This window comes from Bacillus haikouensis, from assembly GCF_013179555.1.
GTDB classification, from domain to species: domain Bacteria; phylum Bacillota; class Bacilli; order Bacillales; family Bacillaceae_B; genus Rossellomorea; species Rossellomorea haikouensis_A.
Map to the genome: position 1 here is coordinate 2,134 of NZ_JABMCR010000034.1, position 21,004 is coordinate 23,137.

Annotated in this window: 19 protein-coding genes; 11 read left to right on the plus strand and 8 right to left on the minus strand. The window is 42.8% G+C overall.

What is annotated here, in order from left to right; genetic code table 11:
• From HP456_RS05385 to HP456_RS05400, 4 genes are all read left to right on the plus strand, one after another.
• Positions 1–1,342 (plus strand): glycoside hydrolase family 13 protein (locus tag HP456_RS05385; RefSeq protein ID WP_172248987.1); only part of this gene is annotated, 1,342 nt, incomplete at its 5' end.
• Between the two features lie 97 nt (positions 1,343–1,439).
• The gene (locus HP456_RS05390) at positions 1,440–2,786 is read left to right on the plus strand and encodes an MATE family efflux transporter (protein WP_172248988.1); all 1,347 of its coding nucleotides are present in this window, start codon (positions 1,440–1,442) and stop codon (positions 2,784–2,786) included.
• Positions 2,787–3,030: 244 nt separating this feature from the next.
• Positions 3,031–3,372: a P-II family nitrogen regulator gene (locus HP456_RS05395; RefSeq protein WP_172248989.1), complete on the plus strand. Its 342-nt coding sequence runs from the start codon at positions 3,031–3,033 to the stop codon at positions 3,370–3,372.
• 54 nt (positions 3,373–3,426) lie between these two features.
• Complete coding sequence (locus tag HP456_RS05400) at positions 3,427–4,809, plus strand: ammonium transporter (protein ID WP_172248990.1); 1,383 nt, start codon at positions 3,427–3,429, stop codon at positions 4,807–4,809.
• 127 nt (positions 4,810–4,936) lie between these two features.
• Here HP456_RS05400 and asnB read toward each other — a convergent pair whose 3' ends face one another.
• Positions 4,937–6,793, minus strand: coding sequence for an asparagine synthase (glutamine-hydrolyzing) (asnB, locus tag HP456_RS05405; protein WP_172249004.1), 1,857 nt, complete (start codon positions 6,791–6,793; stop codon positions 4,937–4,939).
• Positions 6,794–6,940: 147 nt separating this feature from the next.
• On the opposite strand from asnB, the gene HP456_RS05410 reads away from it, so the two are divergent.
• A complete protein-coding gene (locus HP456_RS05410) occupies positions 6,941–7,504 on the plus strand; it encodes a DUF2777 family protein (protein ID WP_172248991.1) in 564 nt (187 codons plus the stop codon).
• Positions 7,505–7,670: 166 nt separating this feature from the next.
• On the opposite strand, the gene HP456_RS05415 is transcribed toward HP456_RS05410, so the two are convergent.
• The 4 genes from HP456_RS05415 to HP456_RS05430 all read right to left on the minus strand — a co-directional run bounded on the left by HP456_RS05415 (position 7,671) and on the right by HP456_RS05430 (position 13,289).
• On the minus strand, positions 7,671–10,583 hold the full coding sequence (locus HP456_RS05415; RefSeq protein WP_172248992.1) for an EAL domain-containing protein: 2,913 nt from the start codon (positions 10,581–10,583) through the stop codon (positions 7,671–7,673).
• 147 nt (positions 10,584–10,730) lie between these two features.
• On the minus strand, positions 10,731–11,090 hold the full coding sequence (locus HP456_RS05420) for a YisL family protein (protein WP_172248993.1): 360 nt from the start codon (positions 11,088–11,090) through the stop codon (positions 10,731–10,733).
• Between the two features lie 77 nt (positions 11,091–11,167).
• The gene (locus tag HP456_RS05425) at positions 11,168–12,061 is read right to left on the minus strand and encodes a fumarylacetoacetate hydrolase family protein (RefSeq protein ID WP_172248994.1); all 894 of its coding nucleotides are present in this window, start codon (positions 12,059–12,061) and stop codon (positions 11,168–11,170) included.
• A gap of 40 nt (positions 12,062–12,101) precedes the next feature.
• Complete coding sequence (locus HP456_RS05430; RefSeq protein WP_172248995.1) at positions 12,102–13,289, minus strand: DUF418 domain-containing protein; 1,188 nt, start codon at positions 13,287–13,289, stop codon at positions 12,102–12,104.
• 128 nt (positions 13,290–13,417) lie between these two features.
• Here HP456_RS05430 and HP456_RS05435 point away from each other — a divergent pair, with 128 nt between their 5' ends.
• The 6 genes from HP456_RS05435 to HP456_RS05460 are packed head-to-tail and all read left to right on the plus strand — an operon-like array spanning position 13,418 to position 15,473.
• Complete coding sequence (locus HP456_RS05435; RefSeq protein ID WP_172248996.1) at positions 13,418–13,639, plus strand: spore germination protein; 222 nt, start codon at positions 13,418–13,420, stop codon at positions 13,637–13,639.
• A gap of 12 nt (positions 13,640–13,651) precedes the next feature.
• The gene (locus tag HP456_RS05440; protein ID WP_172248997.1) at positions 13,652–13,888 is read left to right on the plus strand and encodes a spore germination protein GerPB; all 237 of its coding nucleotides are present in this window, start codon (positions 13,652–13,654) and stop codon (positions 13,886–13,888) included.
• Positions 13,889–13,915: 27 nt separating this feature from the next.
• Positions 13,916–14,539: a spore germination protein GerPC gene (gerPC, locus tag HP456_RS05445; protein WP_172248998.1), complete on the plus strand. Its 624-nt coding sequence runs from the start codon at positions 13,916–13,918 to the stop codon at positions 14,537–14,539.
• The gene (locus HP456_RS05450) at positions 14,520–14,699 is read left to right on the plus strand and encodes a spore germination protein GerPD (RefSeq protein ID WP_172249005.1); all 180 of its coding nucleotides are present in this window, start codon (positions 14,520–14,522) and stop codon (positions 14,697–14,699) included. The genes gerPC and HP456_RS05450 overlap by 20 nt, the downstream gene beginning before the upstream one ends.
• A 6-nt stretch (positions 14,700–14,705) precedes the next feature.
• Positions 14,706–15,194 carry a spore germination protein GerPE gene (locus tag HP456_RS05455; protein WP_172248999.1) on the plus strand — a complete coding sequence of 163 codons (489 nt, stop codon included), beginning with the start codon at positions 14,706–14,708 and terminating at the stop codon, positions 15,192–15,194.
• A 60-nt stretch (positions 15,195–15,254) separates the two neighbouring features.
• On the plus strand, positions 15,255–15,473 hold the full coding sequence (locus HP456_RS05460; RefSeq protein ID WP_172249000.1) for a spore germination protein: 219 nt from the start codon (positions 15,255–15,257) through the stop codon (positions 15,471–15,473).
• A gap of 99 nt (positions 15,474–15,572) precedes the next feature.
• Here HP456_RS05460 and hlpB read toward each other — a convergent pair whose 3' ends face one another.
• The 3 genes from hlpB to HP456_RS05475 all read right to left on the minus strand — a co-directional run.
• A complete protein-coding gene (hlpB, locus tag HP456_RS05465; RefSeq protein WP_172249001.1) occupies positions 15,573–15,878 on the minus strand; it encodes an HNH nuclease-like protein HlpB in 306 nt (101 codons plus the stop codon).
• A 103-nt stretch (positions 15,879–15,981) separates the two neighbouring features.
• The gene (addA, locus tag HP456_RS05470; RefSeq protein WP_172249002.1) at positions 15,982–19,752 is read right to left on the minus strand and encodes a helicase-exonuclease AddAB subunit AddA; all 3,771 of its coding nucleotides are present in this window, start codon (positions 19,750–19,752) and stop codon (positions 15,982–15,984) included.
• The coding region (locus tag HP456_RS05475; protein ID WP_172249003.1) for a PD-(D/E)XK nuclease family protein at positions 19,745–21,004 on the minus strand (1,260 nt) is incomplete at its 5' end. The genes HP456_RS05475 and addA, both read right to left, overlap by 8 nt.

Genomic DNA, 21,004 nt, shown 5'->3' on the forward strand with positions numbered 1-21,004 from the left:
CCCTGAACGGTTTGCGAACTCCAATCGGAAGAACGATCCGGAGGGGACACTTGAATGGGGCAGCACAGACCCTTCAAGATCAAATTTCTTCGGCGGCGATCTTGATGGGGTCATCGAGAATATCCCCTATCTAAAAGAACTGGGCATCTCGGGAATTTATTTTACTCCGATCTTCAAGGCGCACTCCAATCACAAATATGATACAATTGATTATTTTGAAATCGATCCTCAATTCGGCACGAAAGAAACATTAAAGGAGCTTGTGAGTAAATGTCATGAAAATGGAATAAGGGTCATGCTCGATGCGGTTTTCAACCATAGCGGTTTTTATTTCCCGCATTTCCAGGATGTACTTGAAAATGGCGAAAAATCACCTTATCGTGATTGGTTCCACATTAAATATTTTCCGCTTGATACAGAACAAACTCCGCCTAACTATGACACGTTCGCATTTGAGGCAGCCATGCCTAAATTAAACACAGAAAATAAAGAAGTGCAGGAATATTTATTAGAAGTCGGCCGCTACTGGGTGAAGGAGTTTGATATCGATGGCTGGCGACTTGATGTCGCCAATGAAGTCGATCACCACTTCTGGAGGATCTTTAGAAGTGAAGTAAAATCAATAAAACCTGACCTTTATATACTGGGTGAAATCTGGCATGATTCGATGCCTTGGCTGCGCGGGGATCAGTTTGATGCCGTTATGAATTATCCTTTTACGACAAATTTGATCAATCTGTTCGCCAAACAATCCATCTCACCATCAAAGTTTATTGAGAATTTAACCAGTGTCATTCATATGTATCCTAAAAACGTAAATGAAGTGAATTTTAATTTGGTCGGAAGTCACGACACACCGAGAATATTGACAGAGTGCGGAGAGGATATCCGCAGACTGAAACAAATATACAGCTTTATGCTTACATTTATTGGTACACCATGTATTTACTATGGTGATGAAATCGGCATGACCGGTGAACAAGACCCCGGCTGCCGAAAATGCTTCCCGTGGGAAAGGGAAAAACATAACCAAGAACTGTTCCAACATGTGCAGAAGCACATTGCGCTAAGAAGTACCCACCCCTTACTCGCCAATGAAGGGATTCTTTCCTTCTTACCTGCAGATCTTCATGAAGGATGCATCTCCTTCACTAAATCAAATGGAGAAGATACCATCTTGATCCTTCTGAATTGCAGGGATGAAGAAACCGCCTATTCCCTGCCGTTTGATTTAAAAGGGAAGAAAATAGTGAATTTGTGGAACGAAGAAGAATTTGCTGCTGAAGCAGACACCATCGAGGTCGAACTTGAAGAATATGGTTTTGCCATCCTTCAACTTTAATTCTGGATTCCTTGCAAATTGCGGGACTAGCTCAGTTCACCCTGAGCTAGTCCCCTTCTCACTTTCTAAGAATTTTTTAATGACAAGGAGTAGCATTATGAACAAATCACAGAAAAAAATGACCTTGTTTGCATTAACATGGCCGATCTTCATTGAAATCTTTCTACATATGCTCATGGGGAACGCAGATACTTTAATGCTCAGCCAATACTCGGATGATTCAGTTGCTGCTGTAGGTGTATCAAATCAAATCCTGTCTCTCATCATTGTGATGTTCGGTTTTGTTGCTACCGGGACGGCGATTCTTGTCGCACAACATTTGGGGGCTAAAGAAGAAACACTTGCGGGGGAGATTTCCCTCGTTTCTTTGGCCGTGAATCTTCTATTCGGTCTGTTCTTGAGCATCGCATTAATTCTTTTCACTGAACCGATACTCTCTTCGATGGATCTCCCCCAATCCTTGATGAGTGAAGCTTCTTCCTATTTAAAAATTGTCGGAGGTTTCGCATTTATACAGGCATTGATTATGACTGCAGGATCAATCATGAGAAGTTACGGCTACACAAAAGATGCCATGTACATCACGATTGGAATGAATATTATTAACGTCATCGGTAATTACCTATTCATATTCGGCCCATTCGGCATCCCAGTTTTAGGAGTTGAAGGAGTCGCTATTTCAACCATCACTTCCCGTATGCTCGGACTCATTGTTGGAATCATCGTGATCAACAAGAGAATCCCTTCTGCTTTACCGGTTAAAAGGCTGTTTAAGCTTTCTTTTTCCCATGTTAAGAATTTACTTCGGATCGGCATTCCGTCAGCTGGAGAACACTTATCCTATAATGGCTCACAGATGGTCATTACATACTTCATCGCAAGCATGGGCACACATGCCCTTACAACGAAAGTGTATGCACAGAACTTAATGATGTTCATCTTTTTATTCAGTGTTGCAATCAGTCAGGGCACTCAAATATTGATCGGACACCTAATCGGTGCAAGAGAATATGAAAATGCATACGATCGGTGTCTGAAAAGTTTAAAAATTGCCATCATCATTTCGCTCGTCATGGCAGGGATTTTTTCAATCTTCGCAGATCCGCTGTTGCGTATTTTCACTGATAATGAACAGGTCATTACACTTGGAAAAACATTAATCTATTTAACCATCATTCTTGAACCTGGTAGAAGCTTCAATCTGGTTGTCATCAATTCACTGAGGGCGACTGGAGATGTTCGTTTCCCTGTTTACATGGGGATCCTTTCAATGTGGGGGGTAAGCGTCACGTTGTCCTACGTCCTCGGAATCTGGTTCGGCCTGGGACTAATCGGAATCTGGATTTCTTTCATTGCAGATGAATGGCTTCGTGGCCTGATCATGCTGAAGCGTTGGCGTTCCAAGAGCTGGATGAAGAAAGGATTTGTGAAAACCGAGGAATAAACCAAAAATTCTAAACCACTTCACCGTCACTGACTTAGTAAGAGCTATTCCTTTGAATGGCTCTTTTTCTGTTCTTTTATAAAGAAGATATGTATTCATGTAAGGTTTTTTTACATTAAAACGCTTTCATTAAAAAATAGTACTTGATATTTTGTTATTTTCTAAATATGATAAATAATATAACAATTTTATGTTAATAAATCTAACATCGAATGAAATCAACTATTTTAAGGGAGGCAATTAAATGAAAAAGGTGGAAGCAATCATCCGGGCAGAGGCTTTCATATCGCTGCGAGAGGCACTAAGTCATCGGGGATTTGGCGGATTAACGGTTTCAGAAGCCGCTGGATGCGGAAAGCAAAAAGGAAAACAAGGTATATTCCGCGGTAATAAATTTGAAATCAATCTAGTGCCGCGTGTAAAGGTGGAAATGGTTGTCGACGATGATCAAGTGGAAGGAATCATCGGTCTGATAGTCGATCAGTGCAGTACGGAAACCGTTGGGGACGGAAAGATATTTATTTATCCAGTAGAAGAGGTTGTGCGCATTCGTACTGGGGAACGAGGAAAGGAAGCAGTTCTATAAGCTCATTTTCATTAAATGACTTACTTTTTTCACTAAATAATTGGAGGGATTCCATTGATTAAAAAAATTACTGTTTTGCTGTTATTGTCACTTTTTTTTAGTACTTCTGCTTTTGCTGCCGCCCCTACTGCTGAATCTGTTCAGGCTTCCGTAGACTCGATGTGGGTCATGATTGCAGCTTTTTTAGTATTCTTCATGCATGCTGGATTTGCGATGGTTGAAACAGGTTTTACCCGGGCAAAAAACGCACTTAACATCCTGATGAAAAATTTCCTGACCGTTTCAATCGCAGCTGTCCTTTACTTCCTTCTGGGCTTTGGCTTGATGTTCGGAAGCACCGCTGGCGGCATCGTCGGTATTGACAGCTTTTTTCTGACAGGGCGTGAAGACATCGGATTCTTTCTCTTTCAGTCCGTTTTTGCTGCTACATGTGCCACGATTATCTCTGGAGCAGTGGCTGAGCGCATGAAACTGATAAGTTACATTTTACTGACGATTGTAATGACAGGTCTCATTTATCCTGTTGTCGGGCACTGGGTGTGGGGCGGCGGATGGATTTCAGAACTTGGTTTTGTAGATTTCGCAGGATCTACCGTCGTCCATCTTACGGGAGCCGTCGGAGCTCTCATAACAGTAATGTTCCTTGGTGCGCGGATCGGCAAATATTCCAAGGGAAAAGCAAATGCCATCCCCGGCCACAATATCCCCCTTGGAGCTCTCGGTGTTTTCATCCTTTGGTTCGGATGGTTCGGGTTTAATGGAGGCAGCAGCCTGGCAGCCGATCCTCAACTTGTCCCTCATGTAATCACGACAACATTATTCTCAGCTTCAGCTGCAATTCTTTCCTCAGCACTTTATACCTTACTTCGATTCAAGAGGGTAGATCCTTCCCTGACTCTAAATGGAGCGTTGGGGGGACTGGTCGGAATAACCGCAGGCTGTGCAAACGTATCCTTAACAGGTTCGCTGATCATCGGGCTTATTGCCGGTGTCATTTTGGTCGAGGCTGTTACGATCCTTGATTCTAAATTCAAAATTGATGATCCTGTGGGAGCAATTGCTGTTCATGGTATATGCGGAATTTGGGGAACTGCTGCTGTCGGGCTCTTTGATGCACAAAATGGGTTATTATATGGTGGCGGCGCATCCTTATTGGCGGCACAAACTTTAGGCATTGCAGCCGTGATTCTATGGACGACAGTCACAGTGGGAGGTTTCCTGTTTATTGTTACCAGATTTTCAAGCATACGCGTATCCAGAGAAGAGGAATTGTCCGGACTTGATTTCACTGAACATGGTTCGAATGCCTATGAACTTAAAGATACCGTGTTGGAATCAAATGCAGCCCCTTCCCCATTCGGAACCGATCTTGTAGAGCGCCTAAACTCGATCGGTACCGGAAACGCGGGCAAGGTAGATCAGCGTAATACCGTTTGATGTTTATAAAAGGTTCCCCGTATGCTTACGGGGGCTTTTTTTCATGGAACTGAATATCGCTTATTGCTTGAATTACCATACATGAAAAACCCGGACCCTGTAATGATCCGGGTTGTTTCTCCGGCAGCTATTCAACAATTTCTATCTTATAGTCCCTGAACCATACATGGATTTGACCTAGGTGGGCGAGCAGCTGCGGCCCTGTCATTAACTGGCCGTACCACGGGACCTGAAATGCAGATCCTCCTGTTCCCACGATTTCTTTTAGCTTTTGTTCATTGAATAACTCATAGAGTATACTCGAACGGTCTTCCAAAATTTCATTCAGCCAATCACTTACTAATTTCGTATAAACTGGATGATGGGTTTTGGGATAGGGACTCTTCTTTCTGTAAAGAACCTCATTCGGCAGTATTCCTTCCAACGCCTTCCTGAGAATACCTTTTTCCCGGTTATCGTGCATTTTCATTTCCCATGGGATATTCCACACATATTCTACCAATCTATGATCGGCGAACGGAACCCTGACTTCGAGGCTGGCTCCCATGCTCATACGGTCTTTACGGTCCAATAAAGTCGTCATGAACCATGTTAAATTCAAATAGAATAATTGCCTTCTTTTTGTTTCGATTTCATTCTCCCCATCTAATAACGGAGTTTCAGCCACCGTCTTGTCATATTGGGAAAGGACATATTCCTGCAGGTTCAACTTTTTATTCCAGTCATCTTTTAACAGCCCCTGTCTTTCAGCCACCGAACGCATCCAGGGGAATCCTCTTCGGTTAAAATCATCCTCGCGATGGAACCATGGATAGCCGCCGAATATTTCATCGGCGCACTCTCCCGATAGTCCTACTGTGAAATCATTTTTGATTTCTTTGCAGAACCATAAGAGGGATGAATCGACGTCTGCCATCCCGGGCAGATCTCTTACATGAACGGCTTCGATTAAATAATCCTTCAGTACTTGCTGACTGATGACACTGCGGTGATGGACCGTACTGAATTCTTTAGACATTTTTTCAATCCACGGGGCATCAGAGTTCGGCTGGAAATCACTCTTCGTAAAATACTGGTCATTTTCTTCATAATCGATCGAGTAGGTATGAAGATTGCCTTTTCCTTCATTGCAGTAAGTATTGGCTGCAATCGCAGTGATAGCACTGGAGTCCAATCCTCCAGATAGAAATGTACAGAGAGGAACGTCCGATACCAATTGACGTTTGATGGCATCTGTCAACAGGAATCTGACATTGGTTACGGTATCTTCAAACGAATCCTCGTGTTTCTCGCTCTTTACGTTCCAGTATCGCCAGAATTTTAATCCGTCTTTAGAGAAAATCATTGCATGTGCCGGACGGAGTTCCTTAACATCCTTGAACACCCCTTCACCTGGAGTTCGGGAAGGTCCCAGTCCGAGTACTTCCGCCAAGCCCTGATGTGTCACTTGCGGTTTACAATCCGGATGAGCCAGAAGTGCTTTGATTTCTGATCCGAATATCATACCGCCATCACTTTCTAAATAAAATAAAGGCTTTACGCCCATCCTGTCCCTTCCGATGAATACACGCTCCTTTTCACTGTCCCAAACGGCAAAAGCAAAAATGCCGTTTAAATGTCCCACACATCCTTCGCGCCACTCAATATAGGATGTCAATAGAACTTCCGTATCGGAATGTCCTTTGAATGAGTATCCCTTCCCCTTTAGCACCGCCCGCAAATCTTCCGTATTATATAACTCACCATTATAACAAATCGTATACGTATTCCCCTGATGTGTGATGCTCATCGGCTGACGCCCGCCCTCTGGATCCACTACAATCAGACGCTTATGACCAAATGCAGCATGATGATTAACCCATGTATTTGTTTCATCCGGCCCTCTCTTTGTCAGAGTCTCTGCCATTTTCCCGACTAATTTTTCCTGGTTTGAAAGATTTCGTTTATAATGTATCCAACCTGTAATTCCGCACATTGTGATCATCCTCACTTTCTGGTCAAACAAACTGGGCTCTTTGACACATAGATTATCTTATGCAATTCAAGATAAATGGTTAATTGCCTCACTCAATTTCACATGAATGAAATATGATAATTATGATAAGAAATGTAGTTAAGGAGGGATATTCATTTGAGTAATATTTATCGTTCAAACATCCTAAAATCCCAAAAGAGAGCTTTTACAGAAGGAACTGTCCTTTTTGATGAAGACTTATGGCTATTTTTTGAAATAGATGCAGATGAAGAGACCGAACTGGAGTTTTACATCAATCATGAAATCAGGTTATTCAAGGAGGATACATGGGTCACCGGTGTCCTGTTGGAAAACGGGGTTATTGCGACTCCTTACGAACGTATCAGAATGGAGGATGGGGACAAAATCCAAATAAAAAAGAACATACTCTTTTCACTGGAAAACCTGATAGAAGACATTTCTGACGATGCTTTCCATCAATTCATATCTACTCTAAACAATTTAAATTATTCTTTGTATGATTGTATATTCTGTCACAATCATCTTGTTTTCTTAAGCAGCCAAAAAATGAAGCAGGGTGTGAATTTCATCACCTTTGATAATGGTGATGAGGTATGCGCAGTTCAGCATCACTTCACTTATTACAAAAAGAAGCGGGATCGCTTTGAATTTACACTCAGTACGGGAAAACGAATCGTTATAGAAAATTTCATTCCTTGACATGACACAGGATGAAGAGAAGGACGGATTACTTTATTGATCAGCCTTTATTTCGTCACATTGAAACACAATGCCATTGAAAGAGTCCTGTTAAAACATCGCCACAAAAAAATCCGCGCATCGTTCAATGCACGGATTTTTTTAAGTCTAATAAAGCCAATTAGTGCTATTGCAGTGCCGCTAAGTTATGTTTCATTATGAATTCATGCATTTTTCCAGCTTCCAATGGTTTCTCTATGTAGAAACCCTGTGCATAATCGCAGCCTAATTGCCTGATCAAATTAAGCTGCTGTAATGTTTCCACACCCTCAGCCACCACTTTCATATTTAATCCCCGTCCCATCATGGAAACAGATTGAACGATTGCGACGTCGGGAGAATGGTCATTCATACTTTTGACAAAAGACCTGTCAATTTTCAAGATATCAAGCGGTAAATGCTTCAGATAACTCAAGGATGAATAGCCTGTTCCAAAATCATCTATCGCAAGTCTGACTCCCAGTACCGATAGTTCCTCCATGACCTGAATCGAATAGGATGCATCGTGAAGCATAATGGTTTCAGTCAGCTCCAGACAGAGATACTCCGGCGGCAATCCCGAAACACTGAGGGCTTCCTTTACATCACTTAGGAATGCAGGGTGTTGGAATTGACATGCCGAAACATTTACAGATACATAGAAATCACCCAGTTTCTTATCCAGCCATGTTTTCAGCTGCTCACATGCCTGTATCAATACCCATTTCCCGACTTCCTGGATCAATCCGGTTTCTTCTGCTAATGGGATGAACTCTGCTGGAGATATCATACCTTTCTCTTCATGTTCCCATCTCAATAGCGCTTCACATCCTATCAGGGACTCATTCGGGACCGCAATGATCGGCTGATAGGCGATATATAATTCGTTTCTTCCAATTGCTTTACGCAATTGAGCTTCCAGCTCCACTTTATGGATGGTTTCTTCATTCATATCTCTCGTGAAGTAGGCCGTATGATTCCCCCCTCCGGATTTAGCGTAGTTCAAGGCAGCATCCGCATTGCGGAGCAATTCTGAAGTCTTCACACCATCCCTGGGAAATATTCCGACCCCGATACTGACGGTCATAAAGAATTCCTTCCCCTTATGGGAAAAAGGCTCTCTGATCGTCTCCAATAAAGCATCAGTGAGTGTAGATATACTTTCCTCATTTACATTCTTAGATAAAAGCACAGTGAATTTATCTCCGCTGAACCTGCCGAGATAGGCACCTTTCGGCAGGGTGTCCAGGAGTCGCTTGGCAAGTTCTTTAATGATGAGATCACCTGCTCTGTGGCCTAATGTATCATTGATGATCTTAAAACGATCGATGTCCATGAAAAGAACGGCAAGCTTTCGCTTTTTCTTTTTCACCCTCTGGATTTTTTCATCCATGATCTCCCTGAATTTCTGTTTATTCGGTAAATCAGTATCCCCATCATAGTAAGCTAGTTGAGTAATCTTCTTTTCCGACTGCCTTTGCTGGGTGATGTCTTTTCCTATCCCAAATATACCGACGCATTGACCATTAACCGTAATCGGGATATTTTTTATTTGAAAAAAGTTGATTTTCCCCTCTTTTGTTGCAATGGGCAGATCATAATATTGTTCCCTCCCATCCATCGCCCGATAGAAGTATCTCCTAACCCTGTGCCGGTCCTGCTGCATGATATAATTCAATGCGTTTTTTCCGATAAGCTCCTTTTCACTGTAACCGAATGTTTTTATAAATGATGGATTGAGCGAAGTAAAACGGCCGCTCAAATCCGTACTGTAAACAAAATCAGTATTATTTTCAAAAAGAGAGCGGTAATATTCTTCTGAAACCTCGATATTCTGAGTGAGCTCTTTGATGTCGGTGGAAGCGCTGTTGATAAGATTTGTCAAAGACATCATGGCATTCGCCTCTGGGGACATTTGAAAATCTGTGGTGAAATCAGCCAGAGGCATCCTTGTTTCTTCAGAGATTCCTAAATAAGTCAAAGAATGCGCAACTAGCTTTGGTCTCTGTTTTGAATCATAACCAAATTCACCATAGGAGAAAAAACCATTGACTGCAGAAATCGAATTCAATTTGGAAAGCTCTTGATTTGTAAAATCTCTTATATACCTCTTTCTTGCTACGCAATTGTATACAAATTGGGCTTCTACAGGACGTCGTTTGAGTTTATTCAATTGATTCGTAGTGGACTTCAGTAAATCCTGTACATTTACAAAACCGAAGCTCAGCCTGTCCCCTGCCTTTAATTCACGGTTTACTTCGATCGCACCGTGCTCCAAGAGATTGATGACATAGACCGCTGACTTCTCGCTCCCTTGTTGAAACAGGAAAGGAAATTCGATCGAGGAATCGGGTAGGTCTTCGACGAACGCTTTCCCTAAGTATCTTTCTAAAAGCTGCATCGGTTTATTATGGTTGATTTCATAAATAACATTACCGCATGCTTTCGTTATTTCAAATGAAGGACCTACCTCCTGCCAATGTTCATGTGCATAAGTGTGAACGTGTAATTCCGAATTATTCAATGAAACGGCTGCAAATCCATCAGCTGAAATTCGATTATTTGTGAAAACATATGACGGCAATGCCCGGGGATCGTCCGCACAAACCCCTCCGACAATTTTAAAATCATCATCAATGCTTGGTGCGATTCCCTCAAGGAGCCCTGAGATGTCCAATTTAAGATGACTTGCAAAAAGAATCACTGCTTTCGTATCAAAACGAATCAGTTCATTATATAACGTTACTCCTTGATTGGAGTTGAGATCTGTTCCATCAACAAGGAGAGCGTTCATTTCCGTTCTGTCAAAAGCTGTAAAAGAAAGCACGATTTCAGAGACTGGCCGGCCTTCATATATTTGACTATTTGAGCTGCAGCCGATAAGTGTGGCGTGGGGTAAATGTTCATTTATTTCTTTTTGAAGCGAAGATATAAAGTGAATGGTAGCATGACCAGCGAAGGCTTGAATGAGGAGAGAAGGAAATAAAGCTAATTCATTCTCTTGTATAAACTGCTTTAATGAAGTTTCGTCTTTGTATATGTATTGAAATGTTGTAATCAAATTTCACACCTACTCTTAAAGACATGTTACTACAAAAATACCACAATTCGACAGAATTGGATATGTATTTTTACTAAATCAAAGTCATGTATTACCATACAAACAAAAAGAGCCCGCTAAGAGCAGACCCTTCACTGGGAATCAATATTAAAATCCAAGAGGCAATCTAAATCCTAAGATGATGACGATGATCAATGCGATGATCAACTGAATCCAGAATACCTTCGTGTTCTTCCCTTTTTTCATCCGGACGAGAACCATTTCAAGCATACCGATGACCCAGATTCCTACCAATGCTTTCACACCATAAAGAGCCGGATCGATGCCTTGATGCTTCCAGAACAAGAGTGCGCCTGTCAGGATGATGAGTAAATAGAAAAGGCGAAGAATCATGTGTACCACTTTCATGCCTTTTGCTTTGCCGGCATTATGTAATCCAACGGCTACAAAGAAAAGAATAAGCGCAATTGCCCAAGTTGTGATATGGGCATGTGTGTTATCGAACATAGTAAACCTCCCACTGCTAGAATGTTTATGCTCATAATATATTACCACATCCTAGTCAGTAACAGAAATGTAACCCATCACTGTAACTGATTTGTCAAAATTCCAATGCCTTCGACTTCAATTTCGACCAAATCACCCGCTTTTAAGAAGCGAGGCGGATTAAAGCCTTTTCCGACTCCTGCGGGGGTACCTGTCGCGATGATATCCCCTGGTTCGAGTGTCATCCCTTTAGATAGCGTCGATATGATGTCCGGTATCTTAAAAATCATAAGATCCGTGCTTGATGACTGGCGGACTTCCCCGTTGATCCAGGTTTTGATCGTAAGCAGTTGGGGAGTATCTATTTCATCTTTTGTAACGATATAAGGACCGATCGGGCAAGTGGAATCCAAGCTTTTCCCGATAAAGAATTGACCATGTTTTTTCTGCAGGTCCCGGGCTGTCAGATCATTTACGATCGTGTATCCAAATACATGATTCATCGCTTCATCAGGCGTGATTCCTTTACCCTGCCTGCCGATCACAACCGCAAGCTCCCCTTCGTAATCCAACTCGCTGGTTACTTTATCATGGACAGGAACCTTCTGTTCGTGTCCTGTAACCGTGGTTGTCGCTTTGGTAAATATCATGATGTTTTCGGGGATGTCTTTCTCACTCCCCATCTCAATGGCATGTTCACGATAGTTTTTCCCTACACACATGATATTCCTTTTTACAAACGGTATAGGAGGCAGCCAGTTAATCTCTTCCAAAGAGTATATATGACTGGCTGAAGCATTCTCGCTGCGTGCAATCTTTAGAAGCTCTGCAGCTTCCCTGAGAAACTCCTCACCGCTTTCGATTCCTTGCTGCACACTTTGCGGAAGCCCTTTACTGCAGCTCTCGGATAAACTTAATAGATCAATAACGTGTTCTCCTTCAACAACTCCGTATGTTGCTTTTCCATTCACTTCAAAACTTGTCAGTTTCATCTTCACCCATCCCCTTTGCATCCTCAATTAAAATAGTAAGTTACAATTCTGTCTTTTTCACTTCAGGACGTTTCCCATAGCTGAGAAGCCGCCACAGCTTCTCCACAGGACCATGTTTAAATTTCGAAAGCCATATTTCAGAAATGATCACCTGTATGGCGAAGATGCCAAGAGCTAAATATGTCCCAGTGGTCAGGGTCACCTGCCCATAAAGTCCAAATCCATAAGAATAAAAAATCAATGTACCAATAATGGATTGCAGCAGATAATTGGTTAATGACATTCTGCCTGCTGATGCAAGTGGCTTGCTCCATTTTTTCATTTTTTTATTCTCTACTAATAAAGCCAGGATTACTGCATAAGATACTGATAAGAAAGGACCTCCCAGATAATCCTGTATGTATGAATAAGCTGCATTAGTCTCTATCATAAGGGGAAGCATCTTAATTGCGATACTTGTAACCAGCAAACATACCCCCAAGAGCAGCCAGCTTCTTTTATAGGACGCTGCTTTTTCAAGAAGTTTCAACTTACCGGCTCCTGCACCGATCATCATGACAGGCAGGATTGAAAGGATCAGGAATAAGAGGCTGCCTGGCGAATTTACTGCATACCAATCACTGAACCGCTGTACCATGATCTCTGAGAAGCTCCCTGAAGCGTAAGCCGCGACAGAATCCTGCAATGCTCCAATATTTGTATAATGCGCTACACCCGCAGGATCTGAAAATGTCATTAAAACTAATAATATACTAAAAAACAATTGCGGAAGAAGCAGCAGCAAGCTTCCCAGCAGCAGTAAGCTTTTTCCTCTTAATCCCATGAATAACAGCAGCAGAAGCCCGAAAACAGCATAATTGATCAATATATCTCCTGACCAAACTAAGAAAGCATGTGTGCAGCCGATGACAAGCAATATCAGCAGCCTTCTGATTGCAAATGTATAAAAAGCCATTCCTTTCTCTCCAGCCCGGTCCTGCTGAATAGCCAGACCATAGCCGAACATCATGGCAAACAAGGGATAGAAGCTTGCTTGTACCAGCACATCTATCCAGGGAAAAAGCGCAATATCACTTGGGACCTTCCACCATGAGTACGGATCCATATAAAGAAATGGCGAATGAAAAGATATCATGTTGATGATAAAGATACCCAGCAATGAAAATCCCCTGATCACATCCAAGCTTACGATGCGTTCTGATTCTTTAATAGGCGATAATGTATTCATCCATTTTTCCTCCAGCATTTAGTTCTCTTCCATTGTACATGACAACTGCGATTTAGGCGATTATCACTTAATCGATCTTCTCACATAGAATAACAATAATTAACTTAGTCTTAAAGGTGTGAGTTGTTATGCCCGCGATCGTAGGAATAGCTCAGGTCGTCAGTGTCGGTTCCAGCGGCGTCTTCCATATCGGGGATGTCTTTACAATCAGTCCTATTTCAACCGCTAAAACCTTTGCCGGTGCAGGATCTTTCATTACAGGCAAAGGGATTTCGGTCTATAACGAAAGTTCTCTGACTTATACAGTGGACGATGAAGTCATGGATCAAGGTATAAACTTTAATTTATGAGAGTGATGCCCAATGAACTATTACCTTCAGCAAACCATCCAGATTCGGTTTATAAAAATCGGGGGAATGACGAATTCCTCCGTTTTTCAAATAGGGACCTGCGGACAAATCAATACGAATAGTTACCTTTACAATACAGGCGGATTCACCGGTCCCGCTCCTGAAGCACAGAAGAATGGACCCGAAGAACCAGCCGAAGGACCTTCTGCTGCACCGCTGGTTCCTTTACAAACTCCTGTACCGTCATGACCTGCGGCGAAAGAAAGAGGTGTAAACATGAACCAATATTATTTAACACCCCAGCAGCTCTATCAATATATCGAAAACCTGAATACGAAAATTGTCGCGCTGGAAAAAAAGGTCACTAAACTAACAGAAGAGCTGCATACAGTGAGGGACTCACCAAAAATAAATGTTGAAAAAATTGAATATAAGTTTGATCAGTTAAAGGTCGAATCCTTGGACGGCACCTTGAATATCGGCTTGAACCCGGGCGGACTGAAAGAAGAAATCGAGGACTTTGTAGTTGACGGAAACGGTAAGAAGAAAGGCGTCAAAGATTTGACACCTTATCGCGAAAGGATTACAGAAGAAGTGACATCCTACATCCAACAGGACCTGCCTGCCCTGATTTCAGATAATGAAACCCAGCTTCAGCGTTCGATTGACTCTTCTTATCATGAAATGATACAGCAGGATTTATTAAAACAAATGCCTCAGCGAATTGATTTTTACATGGAAAATATCCCCTTTATAGAAGGAAAATACACGGATGAAGAGTGGAGGGGAAAAATCATCTCAAAAATAAAACAAGATATCCAAACAGCACTCTTTTCCTTCATGTCACAAATGCCTGAAAATATGGAAGGAATGAAAAATGATGAAGCTACAAGTGATTAATCGCGAATTATCTGTCGGTAACATTGATATTGCAGGGGTTGCAAGCGCCTCCCTTGTACTCATCGGGGACGCTGATGTCATCCAGCTGGCATCAGCCTTTGATACCCCCCCTGAATCCCTTTTGATCGGTCCGTTTGTCCCGCTCACATCGGAGGGATGACCCGTCATGTTGAAAAGATGTTCTATAGTGAATGAGCTGTCTGGAATCACACTTTCTTTCTCTTCCGTTTATCAGCTCGGCGACTCACAAACCATTTTCTCAACAACAAAAGCATACGCCGTTCAGAGGGAAAAGGAATTTTTCCTGGGCAGCGAGGGAACCTTCGACTCAGAAGTATTCAATAAAACAGTCGAACTCCCGCCGATTGAACGAAAGGTAATCGTCAATAGACTGAACCTTTCCCCGATTAAAGTCAATTGTATGAACGTACAGGCAACTGCATTTTCCTCCGTCATCCATATTGGAAACACCTGCAATGTTTATATGGATTCACGTGTAAAACACATCCGTCAACTCGAAGGCAATGCAGAATACAGTGAAGAAGAAATAGAAGATATCCAAGAAGCTGAAGTCCCTGGATTGGAAGCTGAAGAAGGCGAACTCGTTGAGTACGTTGAATTCCGTAACGGGGAAAATGAAAACATATATGAATGAACGCTCCCATCATTATCACATAGGTTAGAAGTATAGATTATAAAAAGAAGGGTGTTTTATATGCCTGCGATTATAGGTCCCGTTTCCATATTAAGTGTGGGTGGCGGAAATGTTCAGTTTGGGGATACTGCAATCATTTCACCGAAATCTTCCTCGAAAACATTTAGCGGCTCAGGCGGCTTCAATACCGGCCCATTCCAATTAAGTTATAATGTCTTCAGTATCACAAACACTTTTGATTGCAATGTTGTAGATCAGCCGATTACAGGAAATAATTAAGAAGCAAAAAGTCAAACCCAGGGGCTTTTTGCTTTTTGTTTGGCAATTTTGTAGTCCTTTTTCTGTTTAGCTTTTAGTTGATTCGCCTCTATTTAATGGTTAGTGCTTCCTTTTCCTGCGGTCGTTGCTCTTTTTTGTTTTAACTAACTTTGATGGCGGCTGCTTACGGATCCATTTAACGAATTTCCTTATCTTTTCATCCCTTTTTAAGTCTTCGATGGTATTCAGTCTCCCACCCAGTTCTTCATTTGTGTATAGGGAATGAATCTGTTTATGACATGGAATACACAGTTCACCAGTAGGCATGAAAGACCCGCCGACTTCTTTCGGAGTCAGATGATGGACGGTTGTGGCAACATGCTGTCGCTCACAAAGCTCACATGTTCCGATTGATTTGTTCTTCATTCCTTATCAGGTCCTTGTTTTTTTATTTTGTTCTATCATTCCCTGTTTCACCTCAAATGAAAAGCCGCTTCTAAGATGATTCCATCCAGAAGCGGCCCGTTTGTTACAGTTCCAGCAAATGACCTCCATCAAAGAAATAGAGGTATTTTTCTGAAACTGTTTCTTTCCATATTGATTCCAATGCTTTTGTGTAAAGTTCTATTTGGACTTTATAACGATTTTCCAGGATTTCTTTAGCTTCCTCGAAACCATTTTTATACCGGTCATGAATACCGTCTGTTTTATAGTCAAGAAGCACAAGACCTTTTTCATCCCTGAAAACACAATCGATTACCCCTTGCACGAGAATGGTTTCTTCTGCAGCCTCATCCCCGGTATCGGAAATCTCTCTTAAAGGCACACTCATACTGAAAGGAATTTCCCTTTGTATGCTGCCGGTGTTTACCATTCGCTTACCTAGTTCACTTTCAAAGAAACGCAGGATATTCAGGACTGAAATGGACTTTTTTTGTTCTTCTGTGAGGATCTCTTTACTGACCAGGTCTTCCAAGAGGTCAGAGAGCGTCTGTTCATCAGGCTTGCCTTCCGAGAAAGAGATGTGCTGCATGACGGTATGCATGGCCGTCCCTTTCTCAGCCGGGGACAGCTCCTTTGTCTGCATGAATGCAGGACGATTATATACAGGCTTCTGCTGGCGTCTGAGCAATTCTACACTTGAAGACTCATCCCTTATTTCATACATTCGTTTCAATTCAGAGACTGATTGTTTAGAACGCAGGCTGGCAGCCTTCATGTTTGGATATTTCCATAGAAGACGTTCAACCACATCTTCTTTATAGGATGACTCTGAGTTAACCTCTTTTCCGTCTTTTACATTTTTTCTCCAATCGTCCGTTCGATCATCGGCAGTTTCTTCTTCCTCGTTCAGTTCGGACTTATAGATCTTCGTTACGTTCCAGCAGGATGGATGACGATAGATTTCATCGTTTCGTCCGATCCCTCCTGGTTCACCTTCATGCAGTTCTTCAGAGTGGGGATGACGAATAAGTGAAGGTCCAATCCAATCAAGGTAGGAAACAGCTCCTGCACGGTCAAAATCAGGCAGCAGCCATTCACTTTCATTCATCATCCCTTTCCATTTCTTCACTGATTTCTCGAAGCTTTTAACGGTCCCGATTAGAAAAAGCCTTTCTTTGGCGCGGGTGAGCGCCACGTATAATACCCTCATTTCTTCCGAGATAGCTTCCATCCGCTTCTTTCGTTTGAATGCAAGCTGTGGAAGGGAAGGGTAGCTTATCCTCTTGTCTGGATCGGTAAACTTGCTTGCCAGCCCCAAGTCTTTATCAAGTAAATATGAAGCGTTCAAGTCCATCAAGTTGAACTGTTTTGACGTCCCAGCTACAAAGACAACCGGAAATTCCAGCCCTTTGCTTGAATGGATTGTCATTAAACGGACAACATCTTCCTGTTCGCTCAGCGCCCTTGCTACACCTAAATCATCTCCCCTTTCCCTCATACGGTCAATGAACCGGAGGAAACGGAATAATCCCCTGAAGGTAGTCGATTCATATTGACGGGCCCTGTCATAAAGTGCACGAAGATTTGCCTGACGCTGTTTGCCTCCCGCCATTCCGCCGACGTAGTCATAGAACCGGGTATCACGGTATAACTGCCAGATCAGCTCTGTGACTGACCCTTGCCGAGCCCTCGTTCTCCAGCGGTCAAGCTGATAAAGAAATAGTTTTACCTTTTCAAATGTTTCTTCCCCGGCCGGCCTTGAAGGTTTATGTTCAGCATATTTCTTCAAGGCTTCGTAATAGCTGCCTGCTTTAGAATGAACGCGAATACTTGCTAAGCCCTCTTCATCGAGACCTGCTATCGGAGATCGGAGTACCGAGGCAAGCGGGATATCCTGATAGGGATTGTCAATTACTTTAAGCAGAGACAACATAATGGAAATTTCCGTTGCATCGAAATATCCAGTCGATAAGTTGGCATAAATCGGGATCCCCTGTCGTTTGAACTCTTCCATTATCTCCGCTGCCCAAGGCATGGAACGAAGCAGAATCACGATGTCCTTGTATTGAATCGGCCGCTCTGTTTTTGTTTTTGTATCATAAACAGGTGTTCTATCTTCAATCATCGCTTTTACTTTCTGAGCCATATATCTTGCTTCAAGCACAGATTTTTCAATATCCTCTTCATCAAAGACGGAAAGTGATTCATCTTCAGGAGAGGAAGGAGCATTTTCAGCTGCTTCCTGATCGATCAGCGCTACCTCGATTGGATATTCCTTATCTTCAGGATACGGTGCACCCTTCACTAATTCCGCTTCCTTGTTGTACTCCATTTCTCCGACAGAAATGCCCATGATTTGCTTGAATAGAAAATTAGTACCCTCAAGCACCTCTTTACGGCTTCGGAAATTTTGGGACAAGTCTATCTTCAAACCCGCTTCCCCTGGCCCGGGAAGAAAACGGTTATACTTTGTTAAGAATAAATTGGGTTCTGCCAATCGGAAACGGTAGATGGACTGTTTTACATCCCCAACCATAAACCGATTGCCTGTCTGCTCCTCTTCCCCTGTAATAAGGAGAAGAATGGATTCCTGCACCATATTGGTATCCTGGTACTCGTCCACCAGCACCTCTTTGAATTTTTGTTTGTATTGCAAAGCTGCTTCTGACGGTTCAAGCTTATCACCTTCAGCCGGCTTCCTGAGAATATCAAGACAGAAATGCTCCAGATCGGCAAAATCAACCAGACCTTTTTCTTCCTTGACGGCATTGAAACGGAGTCCAAATTCAATGACAAGTTCAGCGAGAGTATGAATGGCATCTCTCATATTTGTCATATCCGCCAAAAATGATTGAGGCTTTCTCAAGAAGAATTCTTCTTTGAGCTTCTCAAGCATCTTCTTTCCCTGATCCCTGATTTTTTTGGCCTCATCTGCAAGATCTTTATCGAACTCGTCGCCCCGGCACGGCTTCAATTTTGTGAAATGAAGGTTCTGTATTTTCTCGTAGAGGGCATTCCATGAGATCTTTTCTGCCTGAAGCAGCCCATCGGCAACCAAAAGATCGTCCATGAAGTTTTCAGCTCTTGGAGATGGCCCCCCGGGAACCTTTGTCAATTCAAGCGCCTTATGGAACAGGGTTCTCGCACCTTGCAGCTGCAGTTTAATATCTATTTTCAGGGGTTCCATAAACGGAAGAGCATCAATTTCTGATTCCTCACTGATGTCATACATCTGCGGTAACCCCCGCAGCCATTTTTCCGGATTTGGATGGGAACGGGAGAAATCATACAGTTTACGTATCATCTCTTGAAGGGCACCGTCACTGCGGTCGTTTGTATAGGTATCCACCAGCCTGAAGAACGCATTGTTATCTTCTTTTCCGTACTCGTCTTCAAATAATTCATCAAGCACTTCGTCACGGATCAGATCCCCTTCTGTTTCATCTGCGATCCTGAACCCGGGATCTATATCGATAAGATAGTAATATTTTCGGATTACTTCGAGACAGAAAGAGTGCAACGTTGATATCGAAGCCCGGTTCAATAAGCTCAGCTGTTTCCTGAGATGTGTCGAGTGAGGATCTTCATCGATCGCTTTTTCAATTGCCTGGCCGATACGGTGCCTCATTTCAGCAGCGGATGCATTTGTAAAAGTAACAACCAGCAGTTCATCGACATCCAGCCTGTCTTCTTCCGAAAGGATACGTTGTATGATACGCTCGACAAGCACTGCGGTTTTTCCGGATCCGGCAGCGGCCGCAACCAGGATATCCCGGCCTTTAGCCCAGATTGCTTTCCACTGGTCATCCGTCCATGTGACATCTTCCGGTTTAACGGGAACGGTATAATTACTCATATTCATTAACTTCCTCTCTTACTTTTGCGAGCAGATCATCTGCTTTAGCCGCCCGCAGGACTCTGTAATCATTCTCTTCGAGCGATTGATCGAATTGACAAACTGGACGGTAAGAACAGAATTGGCAGGGAGTCCTGTCTTTCAGTTTATAAGGTGTAATATCAACGGCACCCGAAACAATTTGATTGCCGGCATTTTCATAAAGCCTTCTGACATGTTTACGCATGAAATAGAAATCATCCTTCGAAGCGGCCTTGGACCTTGATGAAAGAGTGCCATCCTTTTTTATTCCCGCAGAAATGATATCCGAACTTCCAGAATCAAGGGACCGATCCATCAAGCGGATGATGTCGGCGTCCCCCAGGACCAGCCCCTTCATCTTGAAGCTCTTAAATATTTCATTTTCAATTTGATCCAGTGTCAATATTTTCTTACTGTTGATCATCGGATTATGAACATGGAAATACAATACCCCTGCAGGTTGCGCCTCTTTGCCTACGAATTGTTTCGAATGGGATAGGACGATATCCAAATACGTCAGCATTTGCAGCGCAAGTCCGTAATAAACCTCTGTCACATCAAGGTCCCTCGCGCTGGATTTATAATCGACAATGCGCAGATATACCCCATTTTCATCTTCAGCCTTGTCCACCCGGTCAATTCGTCCTTGAAGTTCCATCTTCGTGCCATTCTTTAATTGAAATTGAAAAGGCGGCAATTCTGCATCCGGTCCGAATCCAAGTTCCACCCCGACAGGTACAAATCCGCTCGCTTTCGCATGCTCACTCAGTATGAGACTTGCACGGCCGATGATATGTTCAAGCTTCTTCGCGATATAATGAAGGCGGTTTGAGCTTAGGAGAATCTGGTGCTGCAATTTTGGAGCCAGCATCGCAACCGCATCCTTAGCCAATTGCAGACATTGAGCCTTTGTTAGGGCAGCCCAGGTCAGACCATGTTTCTCTACCTCATCCGATATCCATTTCAGTGCGGAATGAAACAGCTCCCCGATATCAGGTGCCTCAAGTTTAAAGAACTCTCTTTCCCTGAGCTTCAACCCATGACTTGCGAAGTGCGAGAAAGGACAGCTGTTGAATAACTCCATCCTGGAAACACTTGCAAGTATGTTCTCACCGTAAAGGTCCCTGCTCGTTTCTTCTGTCAGCCTTCCCGCTTTATTTTCATAGAATAAGCTCGACAAGATATGCTGTGCCTGCCATTTCCATTCCGGTGACGATGCATAGAAGTTATA